A 24,817-nucleotide genomic window follows, 5' to 3' on the forward strand; every position below is an offset into this window, starting at 1 on the left:
TTCTTCGTTCCTGCTTGTTATTTACTCGAAGTCATTAAGCCTACGGTTTTTATACCCGCATCCTTTAATAAAGCAATACCCTTTATAATTTCTTCATAGGGTACATTTTTCTCTCCAGCTACCAAAAATAGTGTTTTATTATCTTTTTGAAAAGCTTGTGCTGAAAATGCAATCACACTTTGTTCTGTCAATAATTGTTCATTATCAACATCAATAAAATCACCCTCAATTTTTAACTTATATAAGCCCACACCTTCTACTTGTAAAATAACAGGTTTTTTATTTTCGTTAGTTACTGATTGACTATATTTATCCGTAGGCAATTCAACTTCCACACTCTGACTGATAACAGGAGCAGTTGCCATAAAAATTAATAGTAATACAAGTAACACATCTAAAAATGGAACAATATTGATCTCAGATTTAACATTATTACGATGACGACGACGGTAAGACATATCTTCCTCAAATATATAAACTAATAGCGGTAACTTTATATCAAAAATTTGCAAATTTTTGTGTATATCATACCGCTTGAATTCTATTTCTTAGTAAAAACTTGGCGATGTAAAATAGTAGTAAATTCATCAATAAAATTGATGTAACTTTGTTCCAATTTATTTAATTTTACATTCAAGCGGTTATACGCCATTACTGCTGGAATAGCCGCAAACAAACCGATGGACGTTGCAATCAATGCTTCTGCAATACCTGGTGCCACAGATTGTAATGTTGCTTGTTTAACCGCACTTAATCCCATAAAGGAGTGCATAATTCCCCAAACGGTACCAAATAATCCAATATAAGGACTCACGGAACCTACTGTACCTAAAAAAGGGATATAGCTTTCTAATTTTTCTAATTCACGGTTAAGAGCTAAATTCATTGCTCGACTAGTACCTTGAATAATTGATTCAGGGGAATCTGCATTCGCTTGCTGTAAACGGGTAAATTCTTTAAATCCAACATAAAAAATTTGCTCAGTTCCATTGAGTGAATCTCGACGATTATCAAGTCCTTCGTGTAATCGAGTTAGATCCTCACCTGACCAAAAGCGGTTTTCAAAAGCAATAGAATACTTTCTTGCTTTACTTAGAAGGTGACTACGACTAAAAATAACTGCCCAAGATACTACTGAGAATAGCATCAAAATCACAATGACCACTTTTACAACAATACTGGCTTCTAAAAAAAGTGAAATAAAATTAAAATCCATTGACATTTACGACAACTCCAAGATTATTTTTTTAAAATTTGGCGAATTTCTTCAGGAATCGCCACGGGTTTCATTTGGTTTAAATTAACACAAGCAATAACAACTATCGCTTTGTTTAAACAACGATCTTCTTTCCATATACTCTGTGAAAAGACAATTTTTGCTTTACCAAGTTCAATTACTTCTGTTTCCACGTTTAACAAATCGTCTAAACGGGCAGCACTTTTATAATCTATATCCATTTTCTTTACAACAAAAGCAAGGGACTGTGTTAAAAGTTGCTGTTGTGAAAATCCACTTTGACGCAAAAATTCTGTTCTTGCTCGTTCAAAAAAATGGAGATAGTTAGCGTGATAAACTACTCCGCCAGCATCAGTATCTTCATAATATACTCGTATAGGAAAATTCATTATATTGTTATTTCCAAAAAAGAAAGAAAACGCCTAAAATTTAGGCGTGATGATAACTGTTATTCTAGTGCTGCATCAATAATTGTGCAAGTTTTTATTTTTTACTTAACCAGTATTAAAACAATTGCACTGAGTACAATTACATAACCAGTTAAAGGAAGAAATACTATTTTCCAAATTTTAGATTTAATTTCAAAACCTATTCCGTGGATCCACAATATTGTCATCCCATAAAAGACTAAAATAGCAAGATAAGGAATTTTGCCACCAAACTGTTGAGAAAAAGTAGTTGAATTGAATAAAATTAATCCAAACAATAAAGAAGCAAAAACGAAAGAAAGGGCTTTCAAGAAGCCCTTTGATGTTAAGTTATAGAGTTTATCTACCATTTTAGTCGTCTAAATGACCCGCTCTGTCTGCTTTTACAGTCATAGATACTGAAAATAAAACAGCTAATGAGACACCTAATACCCAAGTGATATAAAACATAATAATTTCTCCTTAATAAGCTGCTTTGTTTTCTTCGATCTGTTTAGCATCAAGACGACCAAACATTGCGAAGTAACTCCAAATTGTATAAGCAAGTACAAGAGGAACAAATATACACACAACATAGAACATTACTGTTAATGTATTTTCACTTGCCGTTGCATCCCACATTGTTAAGCTCATTTCTGGGTGAGAAATTGATGGCATTACGAATGGGAACATTGACACACCTGCAGTTAAAATAACACCAGCTTGCATAATTGATGATGATAAGAAAGCAAAGCCATTACGATCTGCTTTTGACGCTAAAATCGTACCTAATGCACCAATTACTGCTAATGCAGGGATAATAAATAATACGGGTAAATTAAAGAAGTTACTAAACCAAGCACTTTGCTCTAAGGCAACTGTTTTGTTAGTAAATACTGATGGTGCAAAATGATTCATTTCACTTGTTACCACAAAGCCATCTTTAAAGTATAACCATACGCCTGCTAATAAGAATGCACCTAAGGTTACAGTCGCTGTAATTTGTGCAATATTTCTTGCACGAACACGTAAATCACCTGTTGTTTTCATTTGCAACCAAGTTGCACCTTGTGTGGTTAGCATCATTAAGCTTACTACACCACAAAGTAATGCAAATGGATTTAATAATCCAAAGAATGAACCTGTGTATTGAATTTGGTTAATGTTGTTAAATTCAAAAGGAACACCTTGTAATAAGTTACCGAATGCAACCCCAAAGATTAAGGATGGTACAAAACCACCTACGAATAATCCCCAATCCCAAGCACTTCTCCATACTGGTGAATCAATTTTAGCACGGTATTCAAAACCAACTGGACGGAAGAACAATGCCGCTAAAACAACTATCATCGCAAGATAGAATCCTGAGAATAATGTTGCATACACTGTTGGCCACGCTGCAAAAATCGCACCGCCTCCTGTTAATAACCATACTTGGTTACCATCCCAATGGGGAGCCACAGTATTGATCATAATACGACGTTCAATATTACTCTTACCCATTACTGGCAATAAGGTTAATACTCCCATATCAAAGCCATCGGTAATCGCAAAACCGATCAATAAAACACCGATTAAAATCCACCAAATAAAACGTAGAATTTCATAATCTAACATATTCTTTCTCCTACTTATTTCGCAGATTGTTCAAAATGATAACGACCTGTCTTTAATGAACTCGGCCCTAAACGAGCATATTTGAACATTAAATACATTTCTACTACCAAGAAAATGGTGTATAAACCACATAACAATCCGATTGAAATCCAAAGATCTAAAGTGGTTAATGATGAGTTGGCAACCCCTGTTGGCAACATATTATAAATTGCCCAAGGTTGACGACCATACTCAGCTAAGAACCAGCCGCTTTCAATTGCGATCCAAGGTAATGGAATACCAAAGAGTAATGCTTTTAAGAATAATGGATTGCTACCCACTCGACCTTTTAAGTTTTGATAGAATGCAAATAAGATCAATAGAAGCATTAATCCGCCTGATGCCATCATTATACGGAAAGACCAGAATGTTGGACCTACATTAGGAATAGTTGAATCTGCTGCTTTTTGAATTTGCTCTTCTGTTGCATCAACTACCTTATTTGTATAAGCTTTTAACAATAAACCAAAACCAAGATCTTTCTGATATTTTTCTTGGAAAGCTACTCTCTCAGCCTCAACATAATTACCTGAACGCAATTTTTCTAATAATTCATAAGCAATGATACCATTACGGACACGTTGTTCATTTTCTTTACGAATATCGTGAATTCCTTTAAATTGCTTATCTATAGAACGAGTGACAATAAGACCTGCTGCATAAGGAACAGAAATTTCAAAATCATTTTTTCCTGCTGCTGTGTTTGGAATTACAATTGCGTGCCAATCAGCTGGTGCTTTTTGAGTTTCCCATTCTCCTTCCATTGTTGCTAATTTCATAGGTTGAGCTTGACCAATTTCATAACCTGATTCATCACCCATAACAATAACCGAAAGAATAGCAACTAAACCAAAAGTTGCACCTACTGAAAATGAACGTTTTGCAAAGCCTAAATCACGCCCTTTTAAGATATAGTAAGAACTGATACCTAATACAAAAATAGCTCCACAAGTGTAACCCGCCGTTACTGTATGTACAAATTTAGATTGGGCAACTGGATTTAATACTAAATCTGTAAAACTTGCCATTTCCATTCGCATTGTTTCAAAATTAAACTGCGAACCTTCAGGATTTTGCATCCAACCATTTGCAACTAAAATCCACAAAGCAGAAAAATTAGAACCAAATGCCACACAGTATGTAGCAAATAAGTGTTTTGCTTTTGATAGACGATCCCAACCAAAGAAGAAAAGACCAACGAATGTAGATTCTAAGAAGAATGCCATTAGTCCTTCAATAGCCAGTGGTGCTCCAAAAATATCACCCACATAATGAGAATAATATGACCAGTTAGTTCCAAATTGGAATTCCATTGTAATTCCAGTTGTCACACCTAGAGCAAAGTTAATCCCAAATAACTTACCCCAGAACTTAGTCATATCCTTATACACTTCTTTACCTGTTGAAACATAAAGGGTTTCCATTACTGCAAGAATGAAAGAAAGCCCTAACGTTAATGGTACAAATAAAAAGTGGTATAATGCAGTTAATGCAAACTGCAATCGAGAAAGTTCAACAACGTCCAACATCTCAAACCTCTTTATTGTAATATAAGTATAAAAAATGAATTATCCTTAAGCTAAAAACTCAAGATAACCACCCAAAATTGATTTTATTTTAGTCAATACTTAAAAAAAGTACTTATTAGTAAAATCTAACCTATTCTACCTATAAACTGAATAATAAAAAATAGTAAAAATGTAACATTTGCCACATTTTTTAACAAAAATTTTAATTTTTAATAAAAAATAAATTTAACTTGATATAAGTCAATTTTATAAAGCAAAATTAGTTGTGACACATTCAAAATAAAGCATATTTGATAATTATTATCAGTTGGTTCTGATTTTAGTTAAATATAGTCAAGATACAATTTTTTAACATCAATAACATTTAGCTTGATAGCTTAAATGTTGCCCAAATTGGTGCGTGATCCGAGGGTTTTTCCATTGTTCGAATCTCTAAATCAATTCCCGTATCCACACAACATTTAGCTAAACTATCCGTAGCCAATATAACATCAATGCGTAAACCTCGATTATCATTAATACCCTTTGAGCGGTAATCAAACCAAGAATATTTATCATCAGCATCAGGGTTCATCATTCTAAAGGTATCGGTAAAGCCATAGCCTTGTAAGGTTGCCAACCACTCTCTTTCTTCGGGTAAAAATGAACATTTACCTGTTTGTAGCCAACGCTTACGGTTTGGTTCACCTATGCCAATATCTAAATCTGTAGGGCTGATATTGATATCTCCCATTACAATAATTGGATTTTCAGGGGAATGTGCTGTTTCCAAATAATGTTGTAAATCAGCGTAAAATTTTTCTTTAGCAGGAAATTTAGTTTCGTGTTTACGGTTTTCTCCCTGTGGAAAATAACCGTTTAAGACGGTCAATGTACCAAAAGGTGTGTCCAGATCTGCCATAATCATACGTCTTTGTGCATTCTCATCGTCTGTAGGAAAACCTTTACGTACCGCCAAAGGTTCTGCTTTAGTCAATAACGCTACACCATAATGTCCTTTTTGACCGTGATAAAACACGTGATAGCCTAAATGTTCGACTAGTTGATGGGGAAAATCTTCATCAGAGACTTTAATTTCTTGTAAACCAATCACGTCTGGCTGATGTTTTTCAATGATCGCCTCTAATTGGTGAGGTCTTGCTCGTAATCCATTGATATTAAAAGAGATAAATTTCATTATTGTTCCTTTTTATTCATATAACAAGCGGTAAGATAAAGATAAAAATTTGCAAATTTTTGATCTTAACTAACCGCTTTCAATTCTTGAATGGCTTTTTCATCAAAGAAATATTGTGTGCCACAGCATTCGCACTGCATATCTATAATCCCTTGTTTTGCCGCTAACATTTCAGTAATTTCTTCATCTGAAACTAATAATAATGCTCCTGCTGAACGCTCTCTTGAACAACCACATTTAAAGCTCACAGGTTGTGGTTCATAAACTTCAACGGTTTCTTCGTGATATAAACGGAACAACAATTCTTGTGCGGTTAAACCAAATATTTCTTCATTTTTGATTGTGGACGTTAATGCTGCTAGGTGTTCAAAATCCTCTGGTGTACCTGTACCATCAGGCATAACTTGTAATAAGACTCCCGCACCAACGGCTTCTCCATTAAACTCACCCACACGAATAATTAACTGTGTTTTAAGCTGTTCTGAACGAGTAAAATACTCTTCTAAACATTCACTAATGGTTTCCTTATCCAGTGCAACAACACCTTGATAACGTTCACCATTTTCAGGCATCACAGAAATAATCAAGACCCCTTTCTCGCCCACCATCTGTTGTAACCTTGTATTGTCTGAAATCTCACCATCCACACGTGCTAAGGCTCGCATTTGCTGTTTTTCATTACCATTTACTACCGCTAATTTTAATGCGCCTTCACCACCTTGAATTTGTACGGTAATCGTCCCTTCAAATTTTAATGTTGCAGTCAATAAACTGGTTGCGACTAGCATTTCACCTAATAAATCTTGTACTGGTTTTGGGTAATGGTGAGTATTTAAAGTTTCTGTAAAGGTGTTATTTAAACGTAACCACTGTCCTCGCACTGCACGATTTTGGAATAGATAGCGGTACAATTTATCATTATCTTGGGTATAGTCTTTGGTGTAATCTTGTGTTGAAGTCATTATTTCTCCGAATGTTTAAATTTAATTAAATCACGACGTTCTTTTTTATTTGGTCGTCTATCTGGGTGTGGCATAGAAAGATAATTCATTTTTCGAGCCAACGCCATTTTTTCTCTTTTTTCAATGCTTTCTGCTGTTTCTTGATATAACTTTTGGGCTTCTGGTGCCCCTTTACGTTGATCGCTGATTTCAAGAATTTCTACTTCTTTTTCCTCATTACCTTGACGTAATATCACCTTCGCACCAATTTCTACCACTTTGCTCGATTTAATGCGTTGTCCATTATAATGTACTTTCCCCCCCTCAATCATTGCTTTGGCAATGGTACGAGTCTTATAAAAACGTGCTGCCCAAAGCCATTTATCTAAACGAACGACTTCTGGTTCTTCCCTACCTTTTTTATTTTTTTGCTGTGCTTTTCTCATAACTGTCCAAAATGAAATAAAGTAAAAGTTTATTCTCTAATAAAGTAACAAATTGCGGAATCTTATTAAAAATCGCATCATTTGTAAATTTTGATCCACATCTTACCGCTTAACTCATAATAATAAAAATAGATTAAATTTTAATAGATCAGATATTAGTAACTGTAATTAACTGTCTAGTTTTAAACTTACTTTACCTTTACTTTCATTTTCTATATGAAAGTATGGTAAATCATATTACAGGAGGAAATTTCTTTTTCACAAAAATTAATTTATTCATAGAGGAAAGACAAGGCATGCCTTGTCTCTATATGACTTAATACTTGTAATCAATATACTATCCAAAAATAAATTGATCTTTCTTTTTTAATCTTTTGAATTGACTTAAAGCAACAATCACCAAAACCGTCAAATAAGCACTAAAAATCATTGCTAACCACTGAGGCATTGAAAAACTAAGGAATTGCCATTTTATTTCACTACAACTACCTGTTGCTTCAAAAAAATTGGGGAACCATTGATTTAAAGGAAATTGGTCAGGAAAATCTACCTTGATTGGACATTGATTCCAAGGAGAAGGATTAAATTGATAGTTATAGTGTTTAACTGATAAATTTAATCCTTGAATCGCACCTAAAATTCCCATTGCTAGGGCTGTTAAACGAAAAAGAAGAAATCGAGGAGCAATAAACGCAATTGCTCCTGCAATACAAATAGCCAATAAGGCTATTCGCTCATAAATACACATTACACAAGGTGCTAATCCCATTTTATGTTGAAAATAAAGGGCTATTCCTTCAAGTATTACTCCACTTAGGATAAGAAGAAACCAAGCACTACGCCCAAGGGAAAGCTCTTTGATGTAATTTAGCATAAATGCTCCTAGTTTAACGAATAATTAACCAACCCCAATCTGTCATTAGTGACGTTAGTGTTGGTAAAAATAATTTTAATGATGCGAAACCGACTAAAGATAACACAATTGTGTAAGGTAACGCCATATATACCATTCTACCATAAGATAAACGAACCAAAGGAGCAAAAGATGAGGTTAATAAGAATAAAAATGCCGCTTGTCCATTTGGTGTGGCTACTGATGGTAAATTGGTACCAGTATTAATTGCCACTGCAATTAAGTCAAATTGTTCACGAGTAATGATATTTTCTTTTAGTGCGAGAATGGCCTCATTGATATAGACTGTTCCAACGAAAACATTATCGGAAATCATCGAGAGTAATCCATTAAAGATATAGAATAATCCAAGCTGTGAGTCAGTATCTGCAGCTAACACATATTTAATAATTGGTTCAAAAAGTTTTAAATCAATAATTACTGCCACTATTGAGAAGAAAACCACAAGTAATGCAGTGAAAGGTAGTGATTCTTTAAATGATTCCCCTACTGAATGCTCATCAATAATACCGCAGAAAGAGGTACAGATAATAATAATCGTTAAACCGATAAGCCCAACATCCGCTAAATGAAATGCTAAACCAATCACTAACCAAATTCCAGCAAGTGCTTGAATAACTAATTTTGCACGATCTTGATCGGTCATTTTCTTATCTTGCTCTATATTAAAGCGAGTTAAAATTGCCCACACTTGACGTGGTAGCGGATCTCCATAACCAAATAATCTATATCTCTCTAAAAGATAACAAGTAGCAGCTCCAAATAATAAAACAGGAATACTCACAGGTGCAACACGTAATACAAACTCACCAAAATGCCAGTTTGCTTGATCTGCAATGATTAAGTTTTGAGGTTCGCCTACCATTGTCATTACACCACCTAATGCACTTCCTACACCTGCGTGCATAAGTAAACTACGTAAAAAACTACGGAAATGTTCCAAAATTTGTTTATTTGTGGTAATTTTTTCATCACAATGAATATTGTTAGTATCATCTTCAAAGGTGTGACCAGAAGCTACTTTATGATACACCCCATAAAAACCTACGCTGACACTAATAATAACAGCAATAACGGTTAAAGCATCTAAGAATGCAGAAAGAAAAGCAGCACTTAAGCAAAAGGCTAATGATAATGTTCTTTTTGAACGGACTACAATTAATAGCTTAGTAAATGCATAAAGTAGCAATTGTTTCATAAAGTAAATACCCGCTACCATAAACATTAATAGCAAAATAACTTCAAAATTTGCCATTATTTCTTCTTTAATGTGTTCAGGGTGCGTCATTCCTATTACAACCGCTTCTATAGCTAATAAACCACCAGGTTGTAAAGGATAGCATTTTAATGCCATTGCTAAGGTAAAAATAAATTCACAGACTAAACACCAACCCGCAACAAATGGATCGATGAAAAATAATATTGGATTTAAAACTAAAAAAGAAATAATGGCATATTTATACCATAATGGGGAATTCCCTAAAAAGTTTTTGAAAAAAGAACCAGGGGCTATCATAAAAACATTCTCCTTTAACCAAATTTATAGCATAATTTGATCTAATTTTTAATTATTGTGTGATATTGTAATATAGATTAGATTAAACGATAATAAAAAAAAACAATATTAATATAAAAGATTTAGAAAATTATCAATAAATTCAAAAAACTGATTAATTTGATTAAAATTTATACATTATTTGAGAGAGGGTTAACTAAATGAATGAGAACAAGTTTAGTATTTTAAAAGCAAGTAGTCCAGCTGCATTAGCAGAAGAGTATATTATTCAAAGTATTTGGAATAATACTTATCCACCAAATTCATATTTACCTGCAGAACGAGAGTTAGCAGATACTATTGGCGTAACACGAACTACATTACGAGAAGTTTTACAACGTCTTGCCCGTGAAGGGTGGTTGAATATCCAACACGGCAAGCCAACTTATGTCAATAATATTTGGGAAACAGGCGGTACAAGTGTAGTCGAAAAACTATTTCAACTTGATAAAACGGTTGCACCTCTTATTATTGCAGATATTCTTTCATTACGTACTCGAATGTCAGATTTTTATATTCCAAAAGCAATCAAAACAAATCCTGAAGGCTCTCTGGCCATTTTTGAACAATTAGATAAATTAGATGATACAGCAAAAGCCTATACTGAATTTGATTACCACGTCTTTAGAAGTTTTACTGTTGTTGCAAATAGACCTGTTTATGGATTGATTTTTAATAGTTTTAAAGGTTTATATAATCAAATTGGTGGAATTTATTTTAGTATTCCTGAAGGGCGAAAATTAGCACATAATTTTTATACTAGCTTACAAGAGTTATGTAAAAATGAAAATGCAGAAGAAGTACAAGAATGTATTAAAGTACACCGAGAACAAAGCACTAAGCTATGGAATGAAATACTAGGTAAGTTAGGAACAAAACCTAAAATATAAAGCTTATTTTTTATATTCAAGCGGTTACTTCATTTTCAATTTTTGCAAATTTTTGATCAAATGATCCCGCTTATAACTCATCAAAATACTGATCACCCCAAGTCTGCTCAGCAAGTTGCAATAAAATAGCTAAATCTTGATAGGAAGGCATCATTTGTTCTTCCACATCAATTTGCTCACTGATCAATTTCATACGCAATTCCTCATACCACTTTAATAACGAAAGAGAGAGAGGGGATTTAGCTCGTCTACCAAGCCAAAACAATCCTTGAAAGGGAATGCTCAATGCAAATAACGCAGTAATTAAAACATTGACTAAAATAAATTGAGTGGGACTATGTAAGAAATATTGCCAAATAATGGCAAAACAAGCAAAAGCAGGCATCACTTTTTGTGCAAATTTAACCCATTTAATAAAGCGGTAATCCGGCATAAAAACATTGAGTTTTTTTTGATTTGGTAAGGTTTCAATATAATCCTGTCCTGCTTTTAGTGTGTCATACATAATACTACCTATTTAGAATTCAGATTCCTATTGTAGCTAACTCTCAAAAATCTACAATAGATAATGCAGATAAGTTAAAGTATTGTTATAATCTAAGTAAGATAATATCTTTAACTTAAGGAACTATTCAATGCCAATTAAATTTATTCAACTATTTCAAGATAGTTGGAATTTTATCCAAAACCAACGCCAATTTTCCCTTTTTTCAATGGGAACAATGCTATTAATTCAATTGGGAAAATACTTACTTCTTCAATTTTTCCCAATACAACTACCTGCACAAAATATTTCTCAAAATCCTCAAGAAAATATCCTCTTTGCAGTATTCCCCTCTTTGCTATTACTTATTTTAAACTTGGTATTTACAGCACTCGTTATTTTAAATGTAAAATCTATCACTAACAGTAATTATCAACACTTTTTTCAACCAATTTCAGGAATATTAAAATCATTTTTCCCGTTAATGTTATTAAGTATTATCTCTGCTATTCCATTAGCATTTACACTTGGATTTACTGGTTTTTATTCAATCGCAAATCAATCTCCAATTAGTCTTGTTTCATTACCTCTTATCGTATTAGGGCTTTATTTCTTCATAAAACTTTATTTAACTATTTATGTTTATTTGGTAGAAGAGCCACAAAAAAGTATTATGGAAACGCTAACTTTTACCTTTAAATTAAGCAAAGGAAAAATGCGACCATTAGCCTTATTCTGTGTCCTTGCATCATTGTTACCTTTATTTATTATCAATAGTCTTGAACGCTTAGGAGACAGTATTCCTATCCTTATTTTTTCTGCCATTGTAAGTACTTTTTTAAGTGTTTTTGTGATTGTATTTAGCTTCCGTTTTTACCAGCTTTACCGCCAACTATAAGGATAACAAATGAAACAATTACTTGAATTTATCCATCTCGTTTTATTTTTTATAGCTTATAAACTTTTTGGAACACAAGAAGCTGCTATTACATTAATTATTGCTACCGTTATTCAATTAATTTTATTTAAATTACTTTTCGGTAGTATCACAAAAATGCAACTTTTTGTTGCGGGTTTTGTGTTGCTTTTTGGTAGCTTAACCGCTTATTTTAATGATGATAGTTTTTTAAAATGGAAAGTAACAATTATTAACGGTCTATTTGCTTTTGCCTTACTTTTTAGTCAATTCATTTTGAGAAATCCACTTATTAAACATTTACTGGGTAAAGAAATCCAATTAGAAGATACCATTTGGAATAAAATAAATTTAGGTTGGGCATTGTTTTTTATCTTTTGTATGCTACTTAACATTTACATTAGTCATTTTATGTCAAATGATGCTTGGTACACCTTTAAAGTATTTGGACTAACAGGGCTAAGCCTAATTGCGACTATTATTACAGGTGTGTATCTCTATCCACATTTGAAACAACTGGAGGAAAACAATGACAAATAACCAATGTCGAGAACCTGAAGGCAAGCTAATTTTAAGAACCCTTGCAATGCCTTCTGATACCAATGCCAATGGTGATATTTTTGGTGGTTGGATTATGTCTCAAATGGATATGGGAGGGGCTATTTTAGCGAAAGAAATTGCTAAAGGAAGAGTCGTCACTGTTTCAGTTAACTCAATGAATTTTTTACATCCTGTTTCTGTAGGAGATGTCGTATGCTGTTATGGAAAATGTACTAAAGTTGGACATTCATCTCTGCAAGTCAATGTTGAAATTTTTATTAAACGTATTTATGAAGGATTACGAGATCGCCAATGTGTAACAGAAGCTGAATTTACCTTTGTGGCAGTAGATAAAGATGGCAAACCTCGCCCTATTCCACGTGAAGATAATCCAGAACTAGATACAGCTCTTGCATTACTTAACCAATAGGAGAATATTATGTATTATGTTATTTTTGCTCAAGATAAACCAAACACGCTACAACAACGTCTTGCTGTGCGTGAACAACATTTAGCTCGCTTAAAGCACTTACAAGCAGAAGGTCGACTATTTACTGCAGGTCCAAATCCAGCAATTGATAGTGAAACACCTGGAGAGGCGGGCTTTACCGGTTCAACAGTAATTGCACAATTTACTTCATTAGAAGACGCAAAACAGTGGGCAAGTGAAGATCCTTATGTAGAAGCAGGTGTTTATGGTGAGGTATTTGTAAAACCTTTTCTTAAAGTATTTTAATTATTACAATATTCATTTATCATATCCATCCGTCAAGGCATGCCTTGACGCTACGTTTGTGTATTCACCCATATATATGTAGAGACAGGGCATGCCCTGTCTATGTGTAAAATATTAAATGTGTAAATTTTCAATTTGATCTGCCCGCTATAGCAAAAGAGACAATTGAAACTGCTGTTGCAAGAATTAAAGTTACAAGTGTTTTGAAAAATTTCATATAAATTCCTTTATGTCCTTTAGTTAAATAAAAAGTTAAATAAAAAATGGCATCCCAACTTCGTTAGAATGCCATTTCAACTAAAAATTTAACTATTAAATATTCATTACAGCAAGTAAGACTAATCCACTATATAAAATAGACAAACCGTAGAAGATAATTCCACTTGCTGGTAAATGAATTTTAAAATCGTGCAAGCCGTGATGAATACGGTGCATTGCTCCCCAAACAGGGAAGATCAAAAACCCTAAAATCACTAGTTTACCAAACCAACATTGTGAAAATGCCACAAGATTTTCAACACCACCGCTAATTAAACCAAGCGGTAATAAAAAACCAATAATTAGCACTAATATAGGGTAGAACATAGCACTTACTGTTGTTCCTGCACCAAATAGTAACCATACAACAGGCTCATCAGAACGTTTAATCTCTTTCATTTTCTCCCCCATTAGATGTACATCAATACTAAAATTACAAGACTAACGAATGCCGTTGCACCCCATAAAGCCCCTGTAATAATATTTGGATTGATACGTTGATTTTTAACAATAATATTTAGTACTTTTGGTGTCATAAAGTAGTAAGTCACTGTATTTAAGATTACAGCAGCCAGAGTAATAATATTAAAAATTACAACTACAGGATTTTGTAAAAATGGAATAAAGTTTTCTTTTACATCTTCTACGCCACCACCTAAACAGATCACACCATAAAGTAAGACTAAACAAAACCAAAGTGTTGGCACTGCGGTTGCTTCACGAGCAATGTACAGTTTGTAAAAATCTAACTTTTTCCACCACATTGGCGTCATTTCACGCACATATTTTTTGCGTTTAGTTGTTTCAGTTGTCATTTTACACTCCTTATTTCTTTGGTTTTAACATTGAAATCACGTAATCTTTCGAGCTTTCAACTTTACCTTGGTTTACCGCTGATGCAGGATCAACGTGTTTTGGACATACTTCTGAACAATAGCCCACAAAAGTACAGCTCCATACCCCATTTTTACCATTGATCACTTTCATACGCTCAGCTTTACCGCTATCACGGTTATCAAGGTTATAACGGTGTGCCAGTGTTAACGCTGCAGGACCAACAAATTCAGGGTTTAAACCAAATTGTGGACAAGCTGCATAACATAAACCACAGTTGATACACATTGAGAATGTACGGTATTTCTCTAACTGAGCAGGTGTTTGTTTAGTACGAGTTTTTTCAAGTTCAACACGAGCATCTGCAAATTCCTTATCATCAACAGGCTCTTCTAATTCAGGTGCTTTATTATCAATAATATATGGTTTGATCGCTTCTAAACTTTCAATAAAGTGACTTAAATCGACCACTAAGTCACGCTCAATTGGAAAGTTTGCAAGTGGTTCAATACGCATATAACCGCTGTAATCACGCAAGAATGTTTTACAGGCTAATTTAGGTTTATTGTTTACCATCATTCCACAAGAACCACATATCGCCATTCGACAAGACCAACGATAAGAAAGTTCTGGCTCTTCTTCATCTTTAATATAGCCAAGTGCATCAAGAAGTGAAGTTTGGCTATCATAAGGTACTTGATACTTGGTTAAATGAGGTTCGTTATCTTTTTCTGGATTATAACGAAGCACTTCAACAGTCATCATTTTTTGTTCTGCCATTTTCTACTCCTTAGCTGCTTTTGCTGCTTTTTCAGCAGCTTCTGCCGCATCAGCTTCTGCACCATAAACACGTTTTGCAGGCTGTGAAGTGGTAATTTTCACATCACTATATTTAATGGTTGGTGCAGTATCTTTGTTATAGTAAGCCAATGTATGTTGTAAATATTTATCATCATCACGTTCTGTGTAGTCTAAACGTTGATGAGCCCCACGAGATTCTTTACGCTCCAATGCTGAAGATGAAATAGCTTGAGCAACATCAAGAATATAACCCAATTCAATTTTGTATAATAAATCAGTATTGAATACGCTTGAGGTATCTTTAATACTAATTTTTTTGTAACGCTCTTTAAGTTCAGCAATTTTGTTAACCGTGGTTTGCATACTTTCTTCAGTACGATAAATACCACAGCCCTCTTCCATTGAATCACCCATTTCATTACGAATTTGTGACCAAGATTCATCACCCTCTTGATTCGCCAATTCGTGAACTCGTCCCACGACATCTTTAGCTTGAGCATCAATAATTGTTTGATTTGCAGGTGTTGCTTCAGAAGCAACTCGAGCAGCACTTTCTCCTGCTACTCTACCTAAAACAGCTAATTAAGCCAGTGAGTTTGAACCTAAACGGTTTGCTCCGTGTAGTCCTGAAGAAGCACACTCACCCACTGCAAATAAGCCTTTAATAATAGTTTCAGCTTGTTGATTAACTTCAATACCACCCATTGTATAGTGAACCACAGGACGCACTGGAATTGGTGCTTCTGCTGGGTCAACCCCTTCATAAGCTTTAGATAATTCACAAATAAATGGCAAACGTTCTTGTAAATATTTCGCCCCCAAGTGACGTAAATCAAGATGAACAATGTCCACCCCTTTTGCTGTTTTAAGGGTATTCCCTTTTTTCCATTCTTGCCAGAATGCTTGTGAAACTTTATCACGAGGACCAAGTTCCATATATTTATTTTCAGGTTTGCCCACTGGTGTTTCAGGTCCTAGACCGTAATCTTGTAAGTAACGGTAACCGTCTTTATTCACCAGAATACCCCCTTCCCCACGACAACCTTCTGTCATTAAGATACCGGTATTTGGTAATCCTGTTGGGTGATATTGAACAAATTCCATATCACGCAATGGTACACCGTGACGATATGCCATAGATAAACCATCACCTGTTACAATACCCCCATTGGTATTGAAACGGAATGCACGACAACCGCCACCTGTTGCGATAACAACCGCATTTGCATTGATTTGAACAAAAGTCCCTTCCATCATATTCATTGCGAAACAACCACGTGCGTGACCATCATCAGCAAGAATATCTAAAACGAAATGCTCATCAAAACGGATAATTTGAGGATATTTAATTGAAGTTTGGAAAAGAGTGTGTAATAAGTGGAAACCTGTTTTATCTGCTGCGAACCAAGTACGCTCAATTTTCATTCCACCAAAACGACGCACGTTTACACCGCCGTCATCTTTACGACTCCAAGGACAACCCCAACGTTCAAGTTGAGTCATTTCAACTGGTGAATGTTTAACAAAATATTCTACAACATCTTGTTCACATAACCAGTCCCCACCTGCCACAGTATCGTGAAAGTGTTTTTCATAAGAATCAGTTTCTTTAATTACCGCCGCTGATCCACCTTCTGCAGCCACAGTATGGCTACGCATAGGATAAACCTTAGAAATTAACGCTATTTTTAAATTTGGATTAGCCTCTGCCGCTGCAATCGCAGCACGTAAGCCACCACCACCAGCGCCCACAATCGCTACATCAACATTTACAGTTTGCACAATATACTCCTACTCTTTAGGGAAAAATTTATTCATTAAATATACGGCTAAATTGTGACATTTTTTCAAAAAAATTTATAACCTTTATTTACAGTTTTGTGATCTATCTCAAATTGTTTAGACCTTGCTATGCCTGTACTGATAACCAATCTCAACAATAGGGGTTTTTATCTAAAAATGATAGTGTTACAATCTCCCTTAGAATTTCACAGCGGTAACATTTTATGGAAAATTTACAATTAGACGAAATAGATTGGATGCCTACAGCATCTATTGAAAATCTATTACAACGTGCGAAAATTATCAAAAATATACGACAATTTTTTACAGAACGAGGATTATTAGAAGTTGAAACACCTATCTTAAGTGAATTTGGGGTAACTGATATAAATCTTGTAACTTTTGAAACAAACTTTAATGCACCATTTTCAAATGAAGTTCAACAGTTACACTTAATAACAAGCCCTGAATATCATATGAAACGCTTACTTGTCGCAGGTTCTGGACCTATTTTTCAGATCGGTAAAGTCTTTCGCAATGAAGAAGCAGGAAAGAAACATAATCCAGAATTTACAATGTTAGAATGGTATCGTCCACATTTTGATATGTATCGCTTAATCAATGAAGTGGATGATTTATTGCAACATATTTTAGATTGTGAACCAGCAGAATCCTTTAATTATCAATTTATCTTTCAACAGTATGTTGGATTAGATCCTCTTTCTGCTTCAAAAAAACAACTTATTGAGAAAGCACGTGAACACGGTTTACAATGCAGTGATGATGAAAGCCGTAATATTTTATTACAATTTTTATTTAGTGAGTTAGTTGAACCTAAAATTGGACAAGATAGACCTGTTGCCATTTTCCATTTTCCAGCCACTCAAGCGGCTCTTGCACAAATTAGCTCAGAAGATCATCGTGTTGCAGAACGTTTTGAGTTTTATTTTAAAGGCATCGAGATCGCAAATGGCTTCCACGAACTACAAAATGCAAAAGAGCAAATTCGTCGTTTTATGCAAGACAATATCGAGCGTGAAAAATTAGGATTACCTCCTCAAAAATTGGATACACGTTTTCTTGCATCTTTAAAACAAGGAATGCCAGATTGTTCGGGAGTTGCACTTGGTGTCGATCGTTTATTAATGCTCGCAATGGATAAAGAGAATATTAATGAAGTGATTTCTTTTGGAATAACGGCAGCTTAGTCACATAAAATAATCTAAAGTAAGCGGTATGATAATAATAAAAATTTGCAAATTTTTGCTAACATCATACCGCTTATCGCTCTTTAATTATTTACTTTGTTTATTTACTTTGTTGCTTTATACGTTCAAAATAGTTTTTTGTTTCATCAATCACAATATGACGCAATGCAATTAATGCAATTAAATTGGGGAATGCCATTAAACCATTTACTATATCAGCAATTGTCCAAATTGTTTGTAATTTAATCATTGGAGCAACAGCAATTAACAAAATAAAGATGATTCGATAAAATTTAATTCCTTTCGTGCGACCATTTGTCAAATAGACAAAACAACGTTCACCATAATAACACCAACCCAAAATGGTTGTGAATGCAAAAAAGACCAAACCTACCGTTACTACAAGTGAACCAAAAGAACTGGATAACCCTGTTGCAAAGGCAAGATTAGTTAAAGCGGCACCTTCAACATTTCCTTGCCAAGTTCCAGTAAGTACAATCACTAATCCTGTCATTGTACATACAATAATGGTATCTAAAAATGTCCCTGTCATTGAGATTAATCCTTGACGTACTGGCTCATTGGTTTGTGCCGCTGCTGCTGCAATAGGTGCTGATCCCAAGCCTGATTCATTTGAAAAAATACCACGAGCGACGCCAGATTGAATGGCTTGCATTACTGTAAAGCCTAACGCACCACTTACTGCAGCCTCTGGGTTAAATGCCATTTTCACAATAAAGAGGATAGTTTCGGGTAATTTATCTGCATTTAGCACCAAGATCACAACAGATACCAAAATATAAGCAACTGCCATAAATGGCACAACGATACTTGCAATTTTAGAAATTCGTTTTACTCCCCCTAAGATAATGGAAGCAACGCAGAGTGTTAACACGATACCACTCACAAAAATGGGTATGCTAAATGTATCCTGTAAGGCATGGGTAATTCCATTAATTTGAGGGAAAGTACCTATTCCAAAAAATGCGACTAAAACACCAAATAATGCAAAAAGTTTTGCTAGCCATTTCCATTTTTTCCCCATCCCCATTTCAATATAATACATTGGACCACCAGAGATAAAACCATCCTTATCTTTACCTCTAAATTTAATCGCAAGTAAACCTTCTGCATACTTGGTCGCCATTCCAAAAACAGCAATGATCCACATCCAAAATAACGCACCGGGACCTCCCGCCTGAATAGCCGTTGCCACTCCCACAATATTTCCTGTTCCAATTGTCGCAGCTAAAGCAGTAGATAAAGATGCAAAAGCAGAAATATCGCCTTTTTGATTTGCCCCTTTTTCAGATTTAAAAATATATTTTAATGCTCGTGGCAGGCGAAATAGCTGAATAAGTTGTAGTTTAAAAGTGAAATAAATTCCAACCCCTGCAAGTAAAATAAGCAAAGGAGGTCCCCAGATAAAACTATCTATTGACTTTAAAATTGTGTCTAACATTAAAAATTCCTCGTAAAAAATAACTTACAAGGTAAAGAAAAGTAGAAATGAAGCGGTTAGATTTTTATAAAAATTTACAAAAACCGTCACCCCTTTATAAGAAAGTGTTACTTTTCTCCCCTGTCCTTTTGCCTGAGCGTTTCACATAACCTCTTTTTAAAACCTTTATTTAAAATAAGTTATATTTTCGCCTTCGGCGTCCATTTTCCGATTTAACGGGTTGGATCTCTCCAAGGGTTCGTCCAGTAACTGTCCTCACTGTTATCGCTACTTAATATTCTCATTAAATAAACAACAGCACCTGAAAGATTTTTCCTCTTCGGTATGGCGTCACCACCATTCTCCAGCTACCTTCATCCGAACGTCTTTTTTAGTTAAAAATAAAAAAGAGAGGGAATTTTAACAAAAAATTTATTTTTTTCAACTATTATAAATACCAAAATTTAACCCATTGAAAGAGAGAGCGTAAATAACTAAACCTCACGGTTATATTGAATAAAAAATGTACATTTTTAGTATCTTATTTAAATTATAAATTATACTTACCCATTCTGTAATACATCAAAAATAATTTCTGCAAGGGCTGTTGAGATGCCTGGTACTTTAGCAATTTCTTCCACAGTCGCTGATTTAACACCTTGCATTCCTCCCAAATACTTTAATAATACTTGACGACGTTTAGCACCAATTCCTGCGATAGATTCTAACCCACTTTCTGTAAAGGCTTTTTGACGTTTTTTTCGATGCCCAGTGATAGCGTGATGATGAGATTCATCTCGGATATGTTGAATTAAATGCAGTGCTAAGCTATCTGGTGGTAGGTGTATTTCTTTATTCTGTTGTTTGCTGATAATTAAGGTTTCTAACCCTGCTTTACGCTCTACGCCTTTTGATACACCAATAAGTAATGGGTGATCTTTATTCCAAGCCACATTTAACTTTTCAAAAGTCATTAAAGCTCGATTAAGTTGCCCCTTGCCTCCATCAATAAAAATAATATCTGGGATTTTATCTTCAGTAAGAGGTTTGTTATAACGTTTTAAAAGTGCTTTTTCCATTGCTGCATAGTCATCTCCGCCAGTTATTCCTTCAATATTAAAGCGACGATAATCTGACTTTAATACTCCTTTTTGATCAAACACAACACAAGAAGCAACAGTTTGACTTCCCATTGTATGGCTGATATCAAAACATTCCATTCGTTTAATTTCAGGTATATTTAATACTTCTTGCAGTGCTTGATAACGAGCTGCAATTTGTGAGTTTTGTTGCAATTTTTGTGTTAATGCTGAAGTCGCATTGGTATGTGCAAGGCGTAAATAACGCGCTTTTTCACCTCGCACAGCTCCATCAATAATAGTCACTTTTCTCCCAGCTTGCTCTGTGAGAATTTCATTCAAAGCAGTAACTTCCGTCAGTTTATGATTAATAATAATTTGATTAGGAATAGTGCGATGTTGATTAATTTGTAGGTAAAATTGTCCGACAAAAGTATCACATAATTCTGTTAAATCTGTATTACTCGGTAATTTTGGAAAGTAACTACGATTTCCGAGGACTTTACCTTGTCGCACAAATAGAATATGGACACAAGCAATGCCGTGCTGATACGCAATAGCAATAATGTCCAAATCATCTAAACGTTCATTATCAACAAATTGTTTTTCTGTTACGGTTCGTACTGCTTGAATTTGATCCCGATAACGAGCCGCTTCTTCAAAATTTAAATTCTGTGCAGCTTGTTCCATTTTTTGTACAAGATGAGTAATAACCTGCTGATCTTTTCCTTGTAAAAATAAACGGACAAAATGTACTTGTTGATCATATTCATTATCTGTGCAATAACCTTTCACACAAGGGGCTAAACAACGTTTAATTTGATATTGTAAACAAGGGCGAGAGCGATTTTTATAATAGCTATCTTGACATTGTCGTATTGGAAATAGTTTTTGTAATAGTGTTAAGGTTTCACGTACTGCTGTGGAATTTGGATAAGGACCAAAATATTCTCCTTTCACTTTTTTATTTCCTCGAAAAGAGGTAATACGAGGATGTGGATGATGAGTTAATAAAATATAAGGGTAAGATTTATCGTCCCGCAATAATACGTTATAACGAGGTTTGTGCTGTTTAATATAATTATGCTCTAATAGTAATGCTTCTGTTTCAGAATGAGTAAGAGTAATTTCAATATGAGCAATATTGGATACTAGTGCTTCTGTTTTACGACTAGTAAGGTTTTTTCTAAAATAACTGGCTAAACGCTTTTTTAGATCTTTCGCTTTTCCAACATAAATAATGGTTTGTTTATCGTCATACATACGATAAACCCCTGATGTATGAGGAATATTTTTTAGAAAAGCAATATGATCAAATGTGGTTGCCATATAAATAAGATGTTAAGCGGTATGATGTTTCATAAAATTTACCAAATTATAACAGACTTTCCACTTCTCAAGATATAAAAAAACTGCACCTTAAAATAAGGCACAGTTTTGAGAAAATTAGACTAAATTAATTAATCGTTTTTTCTTCCTCTGTTTCTTCTTCCTCTGTTTCTTCTTCCTGCTGACTTTCTAAATAGTCCATAAATAATGCGTCAAAATTTACAGGTGATAGATTAAGTGCTGGGAAAGTTCCACGATTTACTAAACTTGCAACCAATTCTCTTGCATAAGGATATAGTATATTAGGGCAATGTGCCGCTAAACAATGTGCAAGTTGCACGCCTTCAATACCTTGAATACTAAATACACCTGCTTGTTTTACTTCACAAATGAACGCCACGTCTTTTGACTCTTTCATTGTTGTTTTAATGTTAAGGTGTAAAGTGACTTCATAAATATCTTCTGCCAATTCTCTGGTTTCAGTATCTAATTCAAAACCTAGTTCTGGCTCCCACTCTTGTTGAAAAATAGTTGGAAGATTTGGTGCCTCAAATGAAACGTCTTTAACATAAATACGTTGAATTTGAAGATCAAATTGTTGTTCTTCTTGCTGTTCTTCTGCTGCTACTTGATTTTCTTCAGACATCGTTTTTTCCTTACTTTGTTGATAATGGGGTTATTTATGTTTTTTAATTAAAGGTAATTTTTCAGCACTCCACGCACTAATACCTTCTTTTAATACATACACTTTTTCAAAACCTTGTTTAGTTAATATTGCCGCACTTGTACTTGCTGTTACACCAGTCGCACAAACTAAAATAACAGGACGAGCTTTGTATTTTTCAATACGTTGAGTATTTTTACCTTTAATATCGGACGGTAATATATGTATACTCTCAATGATATGTCCTGCTTTAAATTCATCGTCACTGCGTAAATCCAATACCACACCTTCTTCTTTATTAATTAAGTGTGTGAGTTGAGCGTTATTAATAATTTTAAATTTACTAGTTAATCCTTGATAAAAATTGATTATCAAAGCAACAAGTAAAGCAAACCAAGCAATAACCATAATAGTATGGTTTGAGGCAAACTGTTGAATTTCCTGAATTAATGTTGGGTCCATAATTTCTCTCTATGATGATAAAATAAGAACGGCTACTTTTAGTAAATTTCCCTCTAAAAGTAACCGCTTGTTTAATTATAAGACAACTGTCTTTTAACCTTTTAGAGAGCTAGCCTTGTTGTTTATTCATTACATCATCAAATGACTGAGTTTTTTCAGTCACTTGAGCTTTTGCAAGAATACTTTCAACCGCTTGTTCTTCTAAAACAACATTGCGTATATTATCTGTTAATTGTTTATTTTTCGCATAGTATTCAACTACTTCTGCTGGATCTTCGTAAGCAGAAGCTAATTCCGCAATTTTCTCTTTTACAAGCTCTTCATCAACTTTTACTTCATTTTCTGTAATCACAGATGAGAACAATAAACCAACTTGAACACGACGTTTCGCTTGTTCTGTAAATAACTCAGCTGGAAGTTGGGCTGCAACTTCAGGGTTTCCACCGAATTGTTGTGCAGCTTGTTTACGTAATTCTTCAACTTCTTCATTAATAGCAGACTGTGGCACTTCAATCTCATTTTCAGCAAGTAAGCCATCAATTACTTGAGTTTTTACTTTTGAAATTACGGCATTTTTAAGTTCACGTTCCATATTACGTTTAATTTCTTCACGTAAGTCTGCAACTGTTTTCGTTTTACCAAAACGCTGAACAAATTCATCATTAACTTCTGGTAATTCCATTACTTCTACTTTTTTCAAGGTAATGGCAAATTTTGCTTCTTTACCTTTTAAGTTTTCTGCTTGGTAATCTTCAGGGAAGGTAACCATAATATCAAACTCTTCACCCGCTTTGTGACCAACGATGCCCTCTTCAAAACCTGGTATCATTTGACCTTGACCCATTGCTAATGCGAAATCTGATGCTTTACCACCTTCAAATTCTTCACCATCAATAGAACCAACAAAATCAATAGTTACACGATCTTCTGCTTTAGCCGCTTCCACTGTTTCACTAAATGTTGCTTGTTGTTTACGTAATACGTCAATCATTTTATCGATATCAGCATCTGTAATTTCTACTACTGATTTTTCAACTTTTATATTTTCTAAACCTTTTAATTCGATTTCTGGATAGACTTCAAAAGTTGCTGAGAATGTAAAATCTTTACCAATTTCATAGCTCTCAGGCGTAAATGTTGGACGACCTGCGATATTGATTTTTTCTTCGATAATAACATCAAAGAATGCACGTTGCATATTATCGGATAAAACATCTTGACGCACAGATGCACCATAACGTTGCTCTAAAATAGTATGAGGGACCTTACCTTTACGGAAACCATCAATTTTGGCATTTTTCGCCACGCCTTTTAATTCTTGACGATATGCTGCTTCAATTTTATCAGCAGGCACAGTAATAGTTACACGGCGTTCTAAGCCTTGAGTTGTTTCAATTGCATTTGACATTAAAAATTAACCTCTAGTCGGTATGTAAATAAATGGATAAATAGGTGCTAATTGTAACGATCCCTTGCTTTGATGTCGAGGAATAAAATCACAACAGTTTATTATTTGAACAATACAAATAAAA

At 34.3% G+C, this 24,817-nt stretch carries 27 protein-coding genes, 1 pseudogene and 1 riboswitch; of the genes and pseudogenes, 6 read left to right on the forward strand and 22 right to left on the reverse strand.

The features are described 5' to 3' along the window. Window positions 1-17 precede the first annotated feature (17 nt). The 12 genes from tolR to nhaB form a co-directional block, all read right to left on the reverse strand. A complete protein-coding gene (tolR, locus tag KGI96_RS05785) occupies window positions 18-458 on the reverse strand; it encodes a colicin uptake protein TolR (RefSeq protein WP_211597076.1) in 441 nt (146 codons plus the stop codon). 83 nt (window positions 459-541) lie between these two features. Next, window positions 542-1,222, reverse strand: coding sequence for a protein TolQ (gene tolQ, locus KGI96_RS05790; RefSeq protein ID WP_211597075.1), 681 nt, complete (start codon window positions 1,220-1,222; stop codon window positions 542-544). Window positions 1,223-1,239: 17 nt separating this feature from the next. Then, window positions 1,240-1,626: a tol-pal system-associated acyl-CoA thioesterase gene (gene ybgC, locus KGI96_RS05795; RefSeq protein WP_211597074.1), complete on the reverse strand. Its 387-nt coding sequence runs from the start codon at window positions 1,624-1,626 to the stop codon at window positions 1,240-1,242. Between the two features lie 101 nt (window positions 1,627-1,727). After that, entirely contained in the window at window positions 1,728-2,015 is a 288-nt protein-coding gene (ybgE, locus tag KGI96_RS05800; protein ID WP_211597073.1) for a cyd operon protein YbgE, read from the reverse strand. Between the two features lies 1 nt (window position 2,016). Then, window positions 2,017-2,115 carry a cytochrome bd oxidase small subunit, CydX/CbdX family gene (locus KGI96_RS05805; RefSeq protein ID WP_211597072.1) on the reverse strand — a complete coding sequence of 33 codons (99 nt, stop codon included), beginning with the start codon at window positions 2,113-2,115 and terminating at the stop codon, window positions 2,017-2,019. A 12-nt stretch (window positions 2,116-2,127) separates the two neighbouring features. After that, window positions 2,128-3,261 (reverse strand): cytochrome d ubiquinol oxidase subunit II, encoded by a 1,134-nt coding sequence (gene cydB / locus KGI96_RS05810; protein WP_211597071.1) that lies wholly within the window; start codon window positions 3,259-3,261, stop codon window positions 2,128-2,130. Between the two features lie 14 nt (window positions 3,262-3,275). Next, window positions 3,276-4,829: a cytochrome ubiquinol oxidase subunit I gene (locus KGI96_RS05815; protein ID WP_211597070.1), complete on the reverse strand. Its 1,554-nt coding sequence runs from the start codon at window positions 4,827-4,829 to the stop codon at window positions 3,276-3,278. A 364-nt stretch (window positions 4,830-5,193) separates the two neighbouring features. Then, window positions 5,194-6,006 carry an exodeoxyribonuclease III gene (gene xthA / locus KGI96_RS05820; RefSeq protein ID WP_211597069.1) on the reverse strand — a complete coding sequence of 271 codons (813 nt, stop codon included), beginning with the start codon at window positions 6,004-6,006 and terminating at the stop codon, window positions 5,194-5,196. Between the two features lie 65 nt (window positions 6,007-6,071). Next, window positions 6,072-6,968, reverse strand: a complete 897-nt coding sequence (hslO, locus tag KGI96_RS05825) for an Hsp33 family molecular chaperone HslO (protein WP_211597068.1) — start codon at window positions 6,966-6,968, stop codon at window positions 6,072-6,074. Beyond that, entirely contained in the window at window positions 6,968-7,393 is a 426-nt protein-coding gene (gene hslR, locus KGI96_RS05830) for a ribosome-associated heat shock protein Hsp15 (protein ID WP_211597067.1), read from the reverse strand. Before hslR ends, hslO begins: the two co-directional genes overlap by 1 nt. 337 nt (window positions 7,394-7,730) lie before the next feature. Then, window positions 7,731-8,267 (reverse strand): disulfide bond formation protein DsbB, encoded by a 537-nt coding sequence (gene dsbB, locus KGI96_RS05835; RefSeq protein WP_211597066.1) that lies wholly within the window; start codon window positions 8,265-8,267, stop codon window positions 7,731-7,733. A 13-nt stretch (window positions 8,268-8,280) separates the two neighbouring features. After that, window positions 8,281-9,822: a sodium/proton antiporter NhaB gene (nhaB, locus tag KGI96_RS05840; protein ID WP_211597065.1), complete on the reverse strand. Its 1,542-nt coding sequence runs from the start codon at window positions 9,820-9,822 to the stop codon at window positions 8,281-8,283. Between the two features lie 200 nt (window positions 9,823-10,022). Here nhaB and fadR point away from each other — a divergent pair, with 200 nt between their 5' ends. Next, window positions 10,023-10,751: a fatty acid metabolism transcriptional regulator FadR gene (gene fadR / locus KGI96_RS05845; RefSeq protein WP_211597064.1), complete on the forward strand. Its 729-nt coding sequence runs from the start codon at window positions 10,023-10,025 to the stop codon at window positions 10,749-10,751. A gap of 70 nt (window positions 10,752-10,821) precedes the next feature. Here fadR and yfbV read toward each other — a convergent pair whose 3' ends face one another. Next, window positions 10,822-11,256, reverse strand: coding sequence for a terminus macrodomain insulation protein YfbV (gene yfbV, locus KGI96_RS05850; protein WP_211597063.1), 435 nt, complete (start codon window positions 11,254-11,256; stop codon window positions 10,822-10,824). Window positions 11,257-11,386: 130 nt separating this feature from the next. Here yfbV and KGI96_RS05855 point away from each other — a divergent pair, with 130 nt between their 5' ends. The 4 genes from KGI96_RS05855 to KGI96_RS05870 are packed head-to-tail and all read left to right on the forward strand — an operon-like array spanning window position 11,387 to window position 13,427. Beyond that, window positions 11,387-12,133, forward strand: coding sequence for a hypothetical protein (locus tag KGI96_RS05855; RefSeq protein WP_211597062.1), 747 nt, complete (start codon window positions 11,387-11,389; stop codon window positions 12,131-12,133). Window positions 12,134-12,142: 9 nt separating this feature from the next. Then, on the forward strand, window positions 12,143-12,691 hold the full coding sequence (locus KGI96_RS05860; RefSeq protein ID WP_211597061.1) for a septation protein A: 549 nt from the start codon (window positions 12,143-12,145) through the stop codon (window positions 12,689-12,691). Next, entirely contained in the window at window positions 12,681-13,121 is a 441-nt protein-coding gene (gene yciA / locus KGI96_RS05865; RefSeq protein ID WP_211597060.1) for an acyl-CoA thioester hydrolase YciA, read from the forward strand. Before KGI96_RS05860 ends, yciA begins: the two co-directional genes overlap by 11 nt. Before the next feature lie 9 nt (window positions 13,122-13,130). Continuing rightward, window positions 13,131-13,427 carry a YciI family protein gene (locus KGI96_RS05870; RefSeq protein WP_211597059.1) on the forward strand — a complete coding sequence of 99 codons (297 nt, stop codon included), beginning with the start codon at window positions 13,131-13,133 and terminating at the stop codon, window positions 13,425-13,427. A 312-nt stretch (window positions 13,428-13,739) separates the two neighbouring features. Here the strand turns inward: KGI96_RS05870 and frdD are convergent, their stop codons facing one another. From frdD to frdA, 4 genes and pseudogenes are all read right to left on the reverse strand, one after another. Continuing rightward, window positions 13,740-14,084 carry a fumarate reductase subunit FrdD gene (gene frdD / locus KGI96_RS05875; protein ID WP_211597058.1) on the reverse strand — a complete coding sequence of 115 codons (345 nt, stop codon included), beginning with the start codon at window positions 14,082-14,084 and terminating at the stop codon, window positions 13,740-13,742. Between the two features lie 11 nt (window positions 14,085-14,095). After that, window positions 14,096-14,500 (reverse strand): fumarate reductase subunit FrdC, encoded by a 405-nt coding sequence (gene frdC, locus KGI96_RS05880; protein WP_213156389.1) that lies wholly within the window; start codon window positions 14,498-14,500, stop codon window positions 14,096-14,098. Window positions 14,501-14,510: 10 nt separating this feature from the next. Continuing rightward, on the reverse strand, window positions 14,511-15,299 hold the full coding sequence (locus KGI96_RS05885) for a succinate dehydrogenase/fumarate reductase iron-sulfur subunit (protein ID WP_211597056.1): 789 nt from the start codon (window positions 15,297-15,299) through the stop codon (window positions 14,511-14,513). Between the two features lie 3 nt (window positions 15,300-15,302). Continuing rightward, window positions 15,303-17,102: pseudogene (gene frdA, locus KGI96_RS05890) on the reverse strand (fumarate reductase (quinol) flavoprotein subunit). Window positions 17,103-17,326: 224 nt separating this feature from the next. Between frdA and epmA the strand changes: the two are divergent. Beyond that, window positions 17,327-18,310 carry an elongation factor P--(R)-beta-lysine ligase gene (gene epmA / locus KGI96_RS05895; protein WP_211597055.1) on the forward strand — a complete coding sequence of 328 codons (984 nt, stop codon included), beginning with the start codon at window positions 17,327-17,329 and terminating at the stop codon, window positions 18,308-18,310. Between the two features lie 100 nt (window positions 18,311-18,410). Here the strand turns inward: epmA and KGI96_RS05900 are convergent, their stop codons facing one another. From KGI96_RS05900 to tig, 5 genes are all read right to left on the reverse strand, one after another. Further along, window positions 18,411-19,772: an alanine/glycine:cation symporter family protein gene (locus tag KGI96_RS05900; protein ID WP_211597054.1), complete on the reverse strand. Its 1,362-nt coding sequence runs from the start codon at window positions 19,770-19,772 to the stop codon at window positions 18,411-18,413. Window positions 19,773-19,882: 110 nt separating this feature from the next. Then, window positions 19,883-20,016, reverse strand: a riboswitch (glycine riboswitch). 298 nt (window positions 20,017-20,314) lie between these two features. Continuing rightward, the gene (uvrC, locus tag KGI96_RS05905; protein ID WP_211597053.1) at window positions 20,315-22,159 is read right to left on the reverse strand and encodes an excinuclease ABC subunit UvrC; all 1,845 of its coding nucleotides are present in this window, start codon (window positions 22,157-22,159) and stop codon (window positions 20,315-20,317) included. A gap of 127 nt (window positions 22,160-22,286) precedes the next feature. Then, complete coding sequence (secB, locus tag KGI96_RS05910) at window positions 22,287-22,805, reverse strand: protein-export chaperone SecB (protein WP_211597052.1); 519 nt, start codon at window positions 22,803-22,805, stop codon at window positions 22,287-22,289. A 30-nt stretch (window positions 22,806-22,835) separates the two neighbouring features. Continuing rightward, complete coding sequence (locus KGI96_RS05915; RefSeq protein WP_211597051.1) at window positions 22,836-23,285, reverse strand: rhodanese-like domain-containing protein; 450 nt, start codon at window positions 23,283-23,285, stop codon at window positions 22,836-22,838. Window positions 23,286-23,394: 109 nt separating this feature from the next. Then, window positions 23,395-24,693: a trigger factor gene (gene tig, locus KGI96_RS05920; protein ID WP_211597050.1), complete on the reverse strand. Its 1,299-nt coding sequence runs from the start codon at window positions 24,691-24,693 to the stop codon at window positions 23,395-23,397. Window positions 24,694-24,817 lie beyond the last annotated feature (124 nt).

Origin of the sequence: Phocoenobacter atlanticus subsp. cyclopteri, from assembly GCF_018343795.1 — a bacterium.
Taxonomy (GTDB): Bacteria; Pseudomonadota; Gammaproteobacteria; order Enterobacterales; family Pasteurellaceae; genus Phocoenobacter; species Phocoenobacter atlanticus.

Bases quoted from the DNA above. Each gene is read 5' to 3' on its own strand.
- tolR (WP_211597076.1), bottom strand. From the start codon at position 458: ATGTCTTACCGTCGTCGTCATCGTAATAATGTTAAATCTGAGATCAAT.
- tolQ (WP_211597075.1), bottom strand. From the start codon at position 1,222: ATGTCAATGGATTTTAATTTTATTTCACTTTTTTTAGAAGCCAGTATT.
- ybgC (WP_211597074.1), bottom strand. From the start codon at position 1,626: ATGAATTTTCCTATACGAGTATATTATGAAGATACTGATGCTGGCGGA.
- ybgE (WP_211597073.1), bottom strand. From the start codon at position 2,015: ATGGTAGATAAACTCTATAACTTAACATCAAAGGGCTTCTTGAAAGCC.
- KGI96_RS05805 (WP_211597072.1), bottom strand. From the start codon at position 2,115: ATGTTTTATATCACTTGGGTATTAGGTGTCTCATTAGCTGTTTTATTT.
- cydB (WP_211597071.1), bottom strand. From the start codon at position 3,261: ATGTTAGATTATGAAATTCTACGTTTTATTTGGTGGATTTTAATCGGT.
- KGI96_RS05815 (WP_211597070.1), bottom strand. From the start codon at position 4,829: ATGTTGGACGTTGTTGAACTTTCTCGATTGCAGTTTGCATTAACTGCA.
- xthA (WP_211597069.1), bottom strand. From the start codon at position 6,006: ATGAAATTTATCTCTTTTAATATCAATGGATTACGAGCAAGACCTCAC.
- hslO (WP_211597068.1), bottom strand. From the start codon at position 6,968: ATGACTTCAACACAAGATTACACCAAAGACTATACCCAAGATAATGAT.
- hslR (WP_211597067.1), bottom strand. From the start codon at position 7,393: ATGAGAAAAGCACAGCAAAAAAATAAAAAAGGTAGGGAAGAACCAGAA.
- dsbB (WP_211597066.1), bottom strand. From the start codon at position 8,267: ATGCTAAATTACATCAAAGAGCTTTCCCTTGGGCGTAGTGCTTGGTTT.
- nhaB (WP_211597065.1), bottom strand. From the start codon at position 9,822: ATGATAGCCCCTGGTTCTTTTTTCAAAAACTTTTTAGGGAATTCCCCA.
- fadR (WP_211597064.1), top strand. From the start codon at position 10,023: ATGAATGAGAACAAGTTTAGTATTTTAAAAGCAAGTAGTCCAGCTGCA.
- yfbV (WP_211597063.1), bottom strand. From the start codon at position 11,256: ATGTATGACACACTAAAAGCAGGACAGGATTATATTGAAACCTTACCA.
- KGI96_RS05855 (WP_211597062.1), top strand. From the start codon at position 11,387: ATGCCAATTAAATTTATTCAACTATTTCAAGATAGTTGGAATTTTATC.
- KGI96_RS05860 (WP_211597061.1), top strand. From the start codon at position 12,143: ATGAAACAATTACTTGAATTTATCCATCTCGTTTTATTTTTTATAGCT.
- yciA (WP_211597060.1), top strand. From the start codon at position 12,681: ATGACAAATAACCAATGTCGAGAACCTGAAGGCAAGCTAATTTTAAGA.
- KGI96_RS05870 (WP_211597059.1), top strand. From the start codon at position 13,131: ATGTATTATGTTATTTTTGCTCAAGATAAACCAAACACGCTACAACAA.
- frdD (WP_211597058.1), bottom strand. From the start codon at position 14,084: ATGAAAGAGATTAAACGTTCTGATGAGCCTGTTGTATGGTTACTATTT.
- frdC (WP_213156389.1), bottom strand. From the start codon at position 14,500: ATGACAACTGAAACAACTAAACGCAAAAAATATGTGCGTGAAATGACG.
- KGI96_RS05885 (WP_211597056.1), bottom strand. From the start codon at position 15,299: ATGGCAGAACAAAAAATGATGACTGTTGAAGTGCTTCGTTATAATCCA.
- epmA (WP_211597055.1), top strand. From the start codon at position 17,327: ATGGAAAATTTACAATTAGACGAAATAGATTGGATGCCTACAGCATCT.
- KGI96_RS05900 (WP_211597054.1), bottom strand. From the start codon at position 19,772: ATGTTAGACACAATTTTAAAGTCAATAGATAGTTTTATCTGGGGACCT.
- uvrC (WP_211597053.1), bottom strand. From the start codon at position 22,159: ATGGCAACCACATTTGATCATATTGCTTTTCTAAAAAATATTCCTCAT.
- secB (WP_211597052.1), bottom strand. From the start codon at position 22,805: ATGTCTGAAGAAAATCAAGTAGCAGCAGAAGAACAGCAAGAAGAACAA.
- KGI96_RS05915 (WP_211597051.1), bottom strand. From the start codon at position 23,285: ATGGACCCAACATTAATTCAGGAAATTCAACAGTTTGCCTCAAACCAT.
- tig (WP_211597050.1), bottom strand. From the start codon at position 24,693: ATGTCAAATGCAATTGAAACAACTCAAGGCTTAGAACGCCGTGTAACT.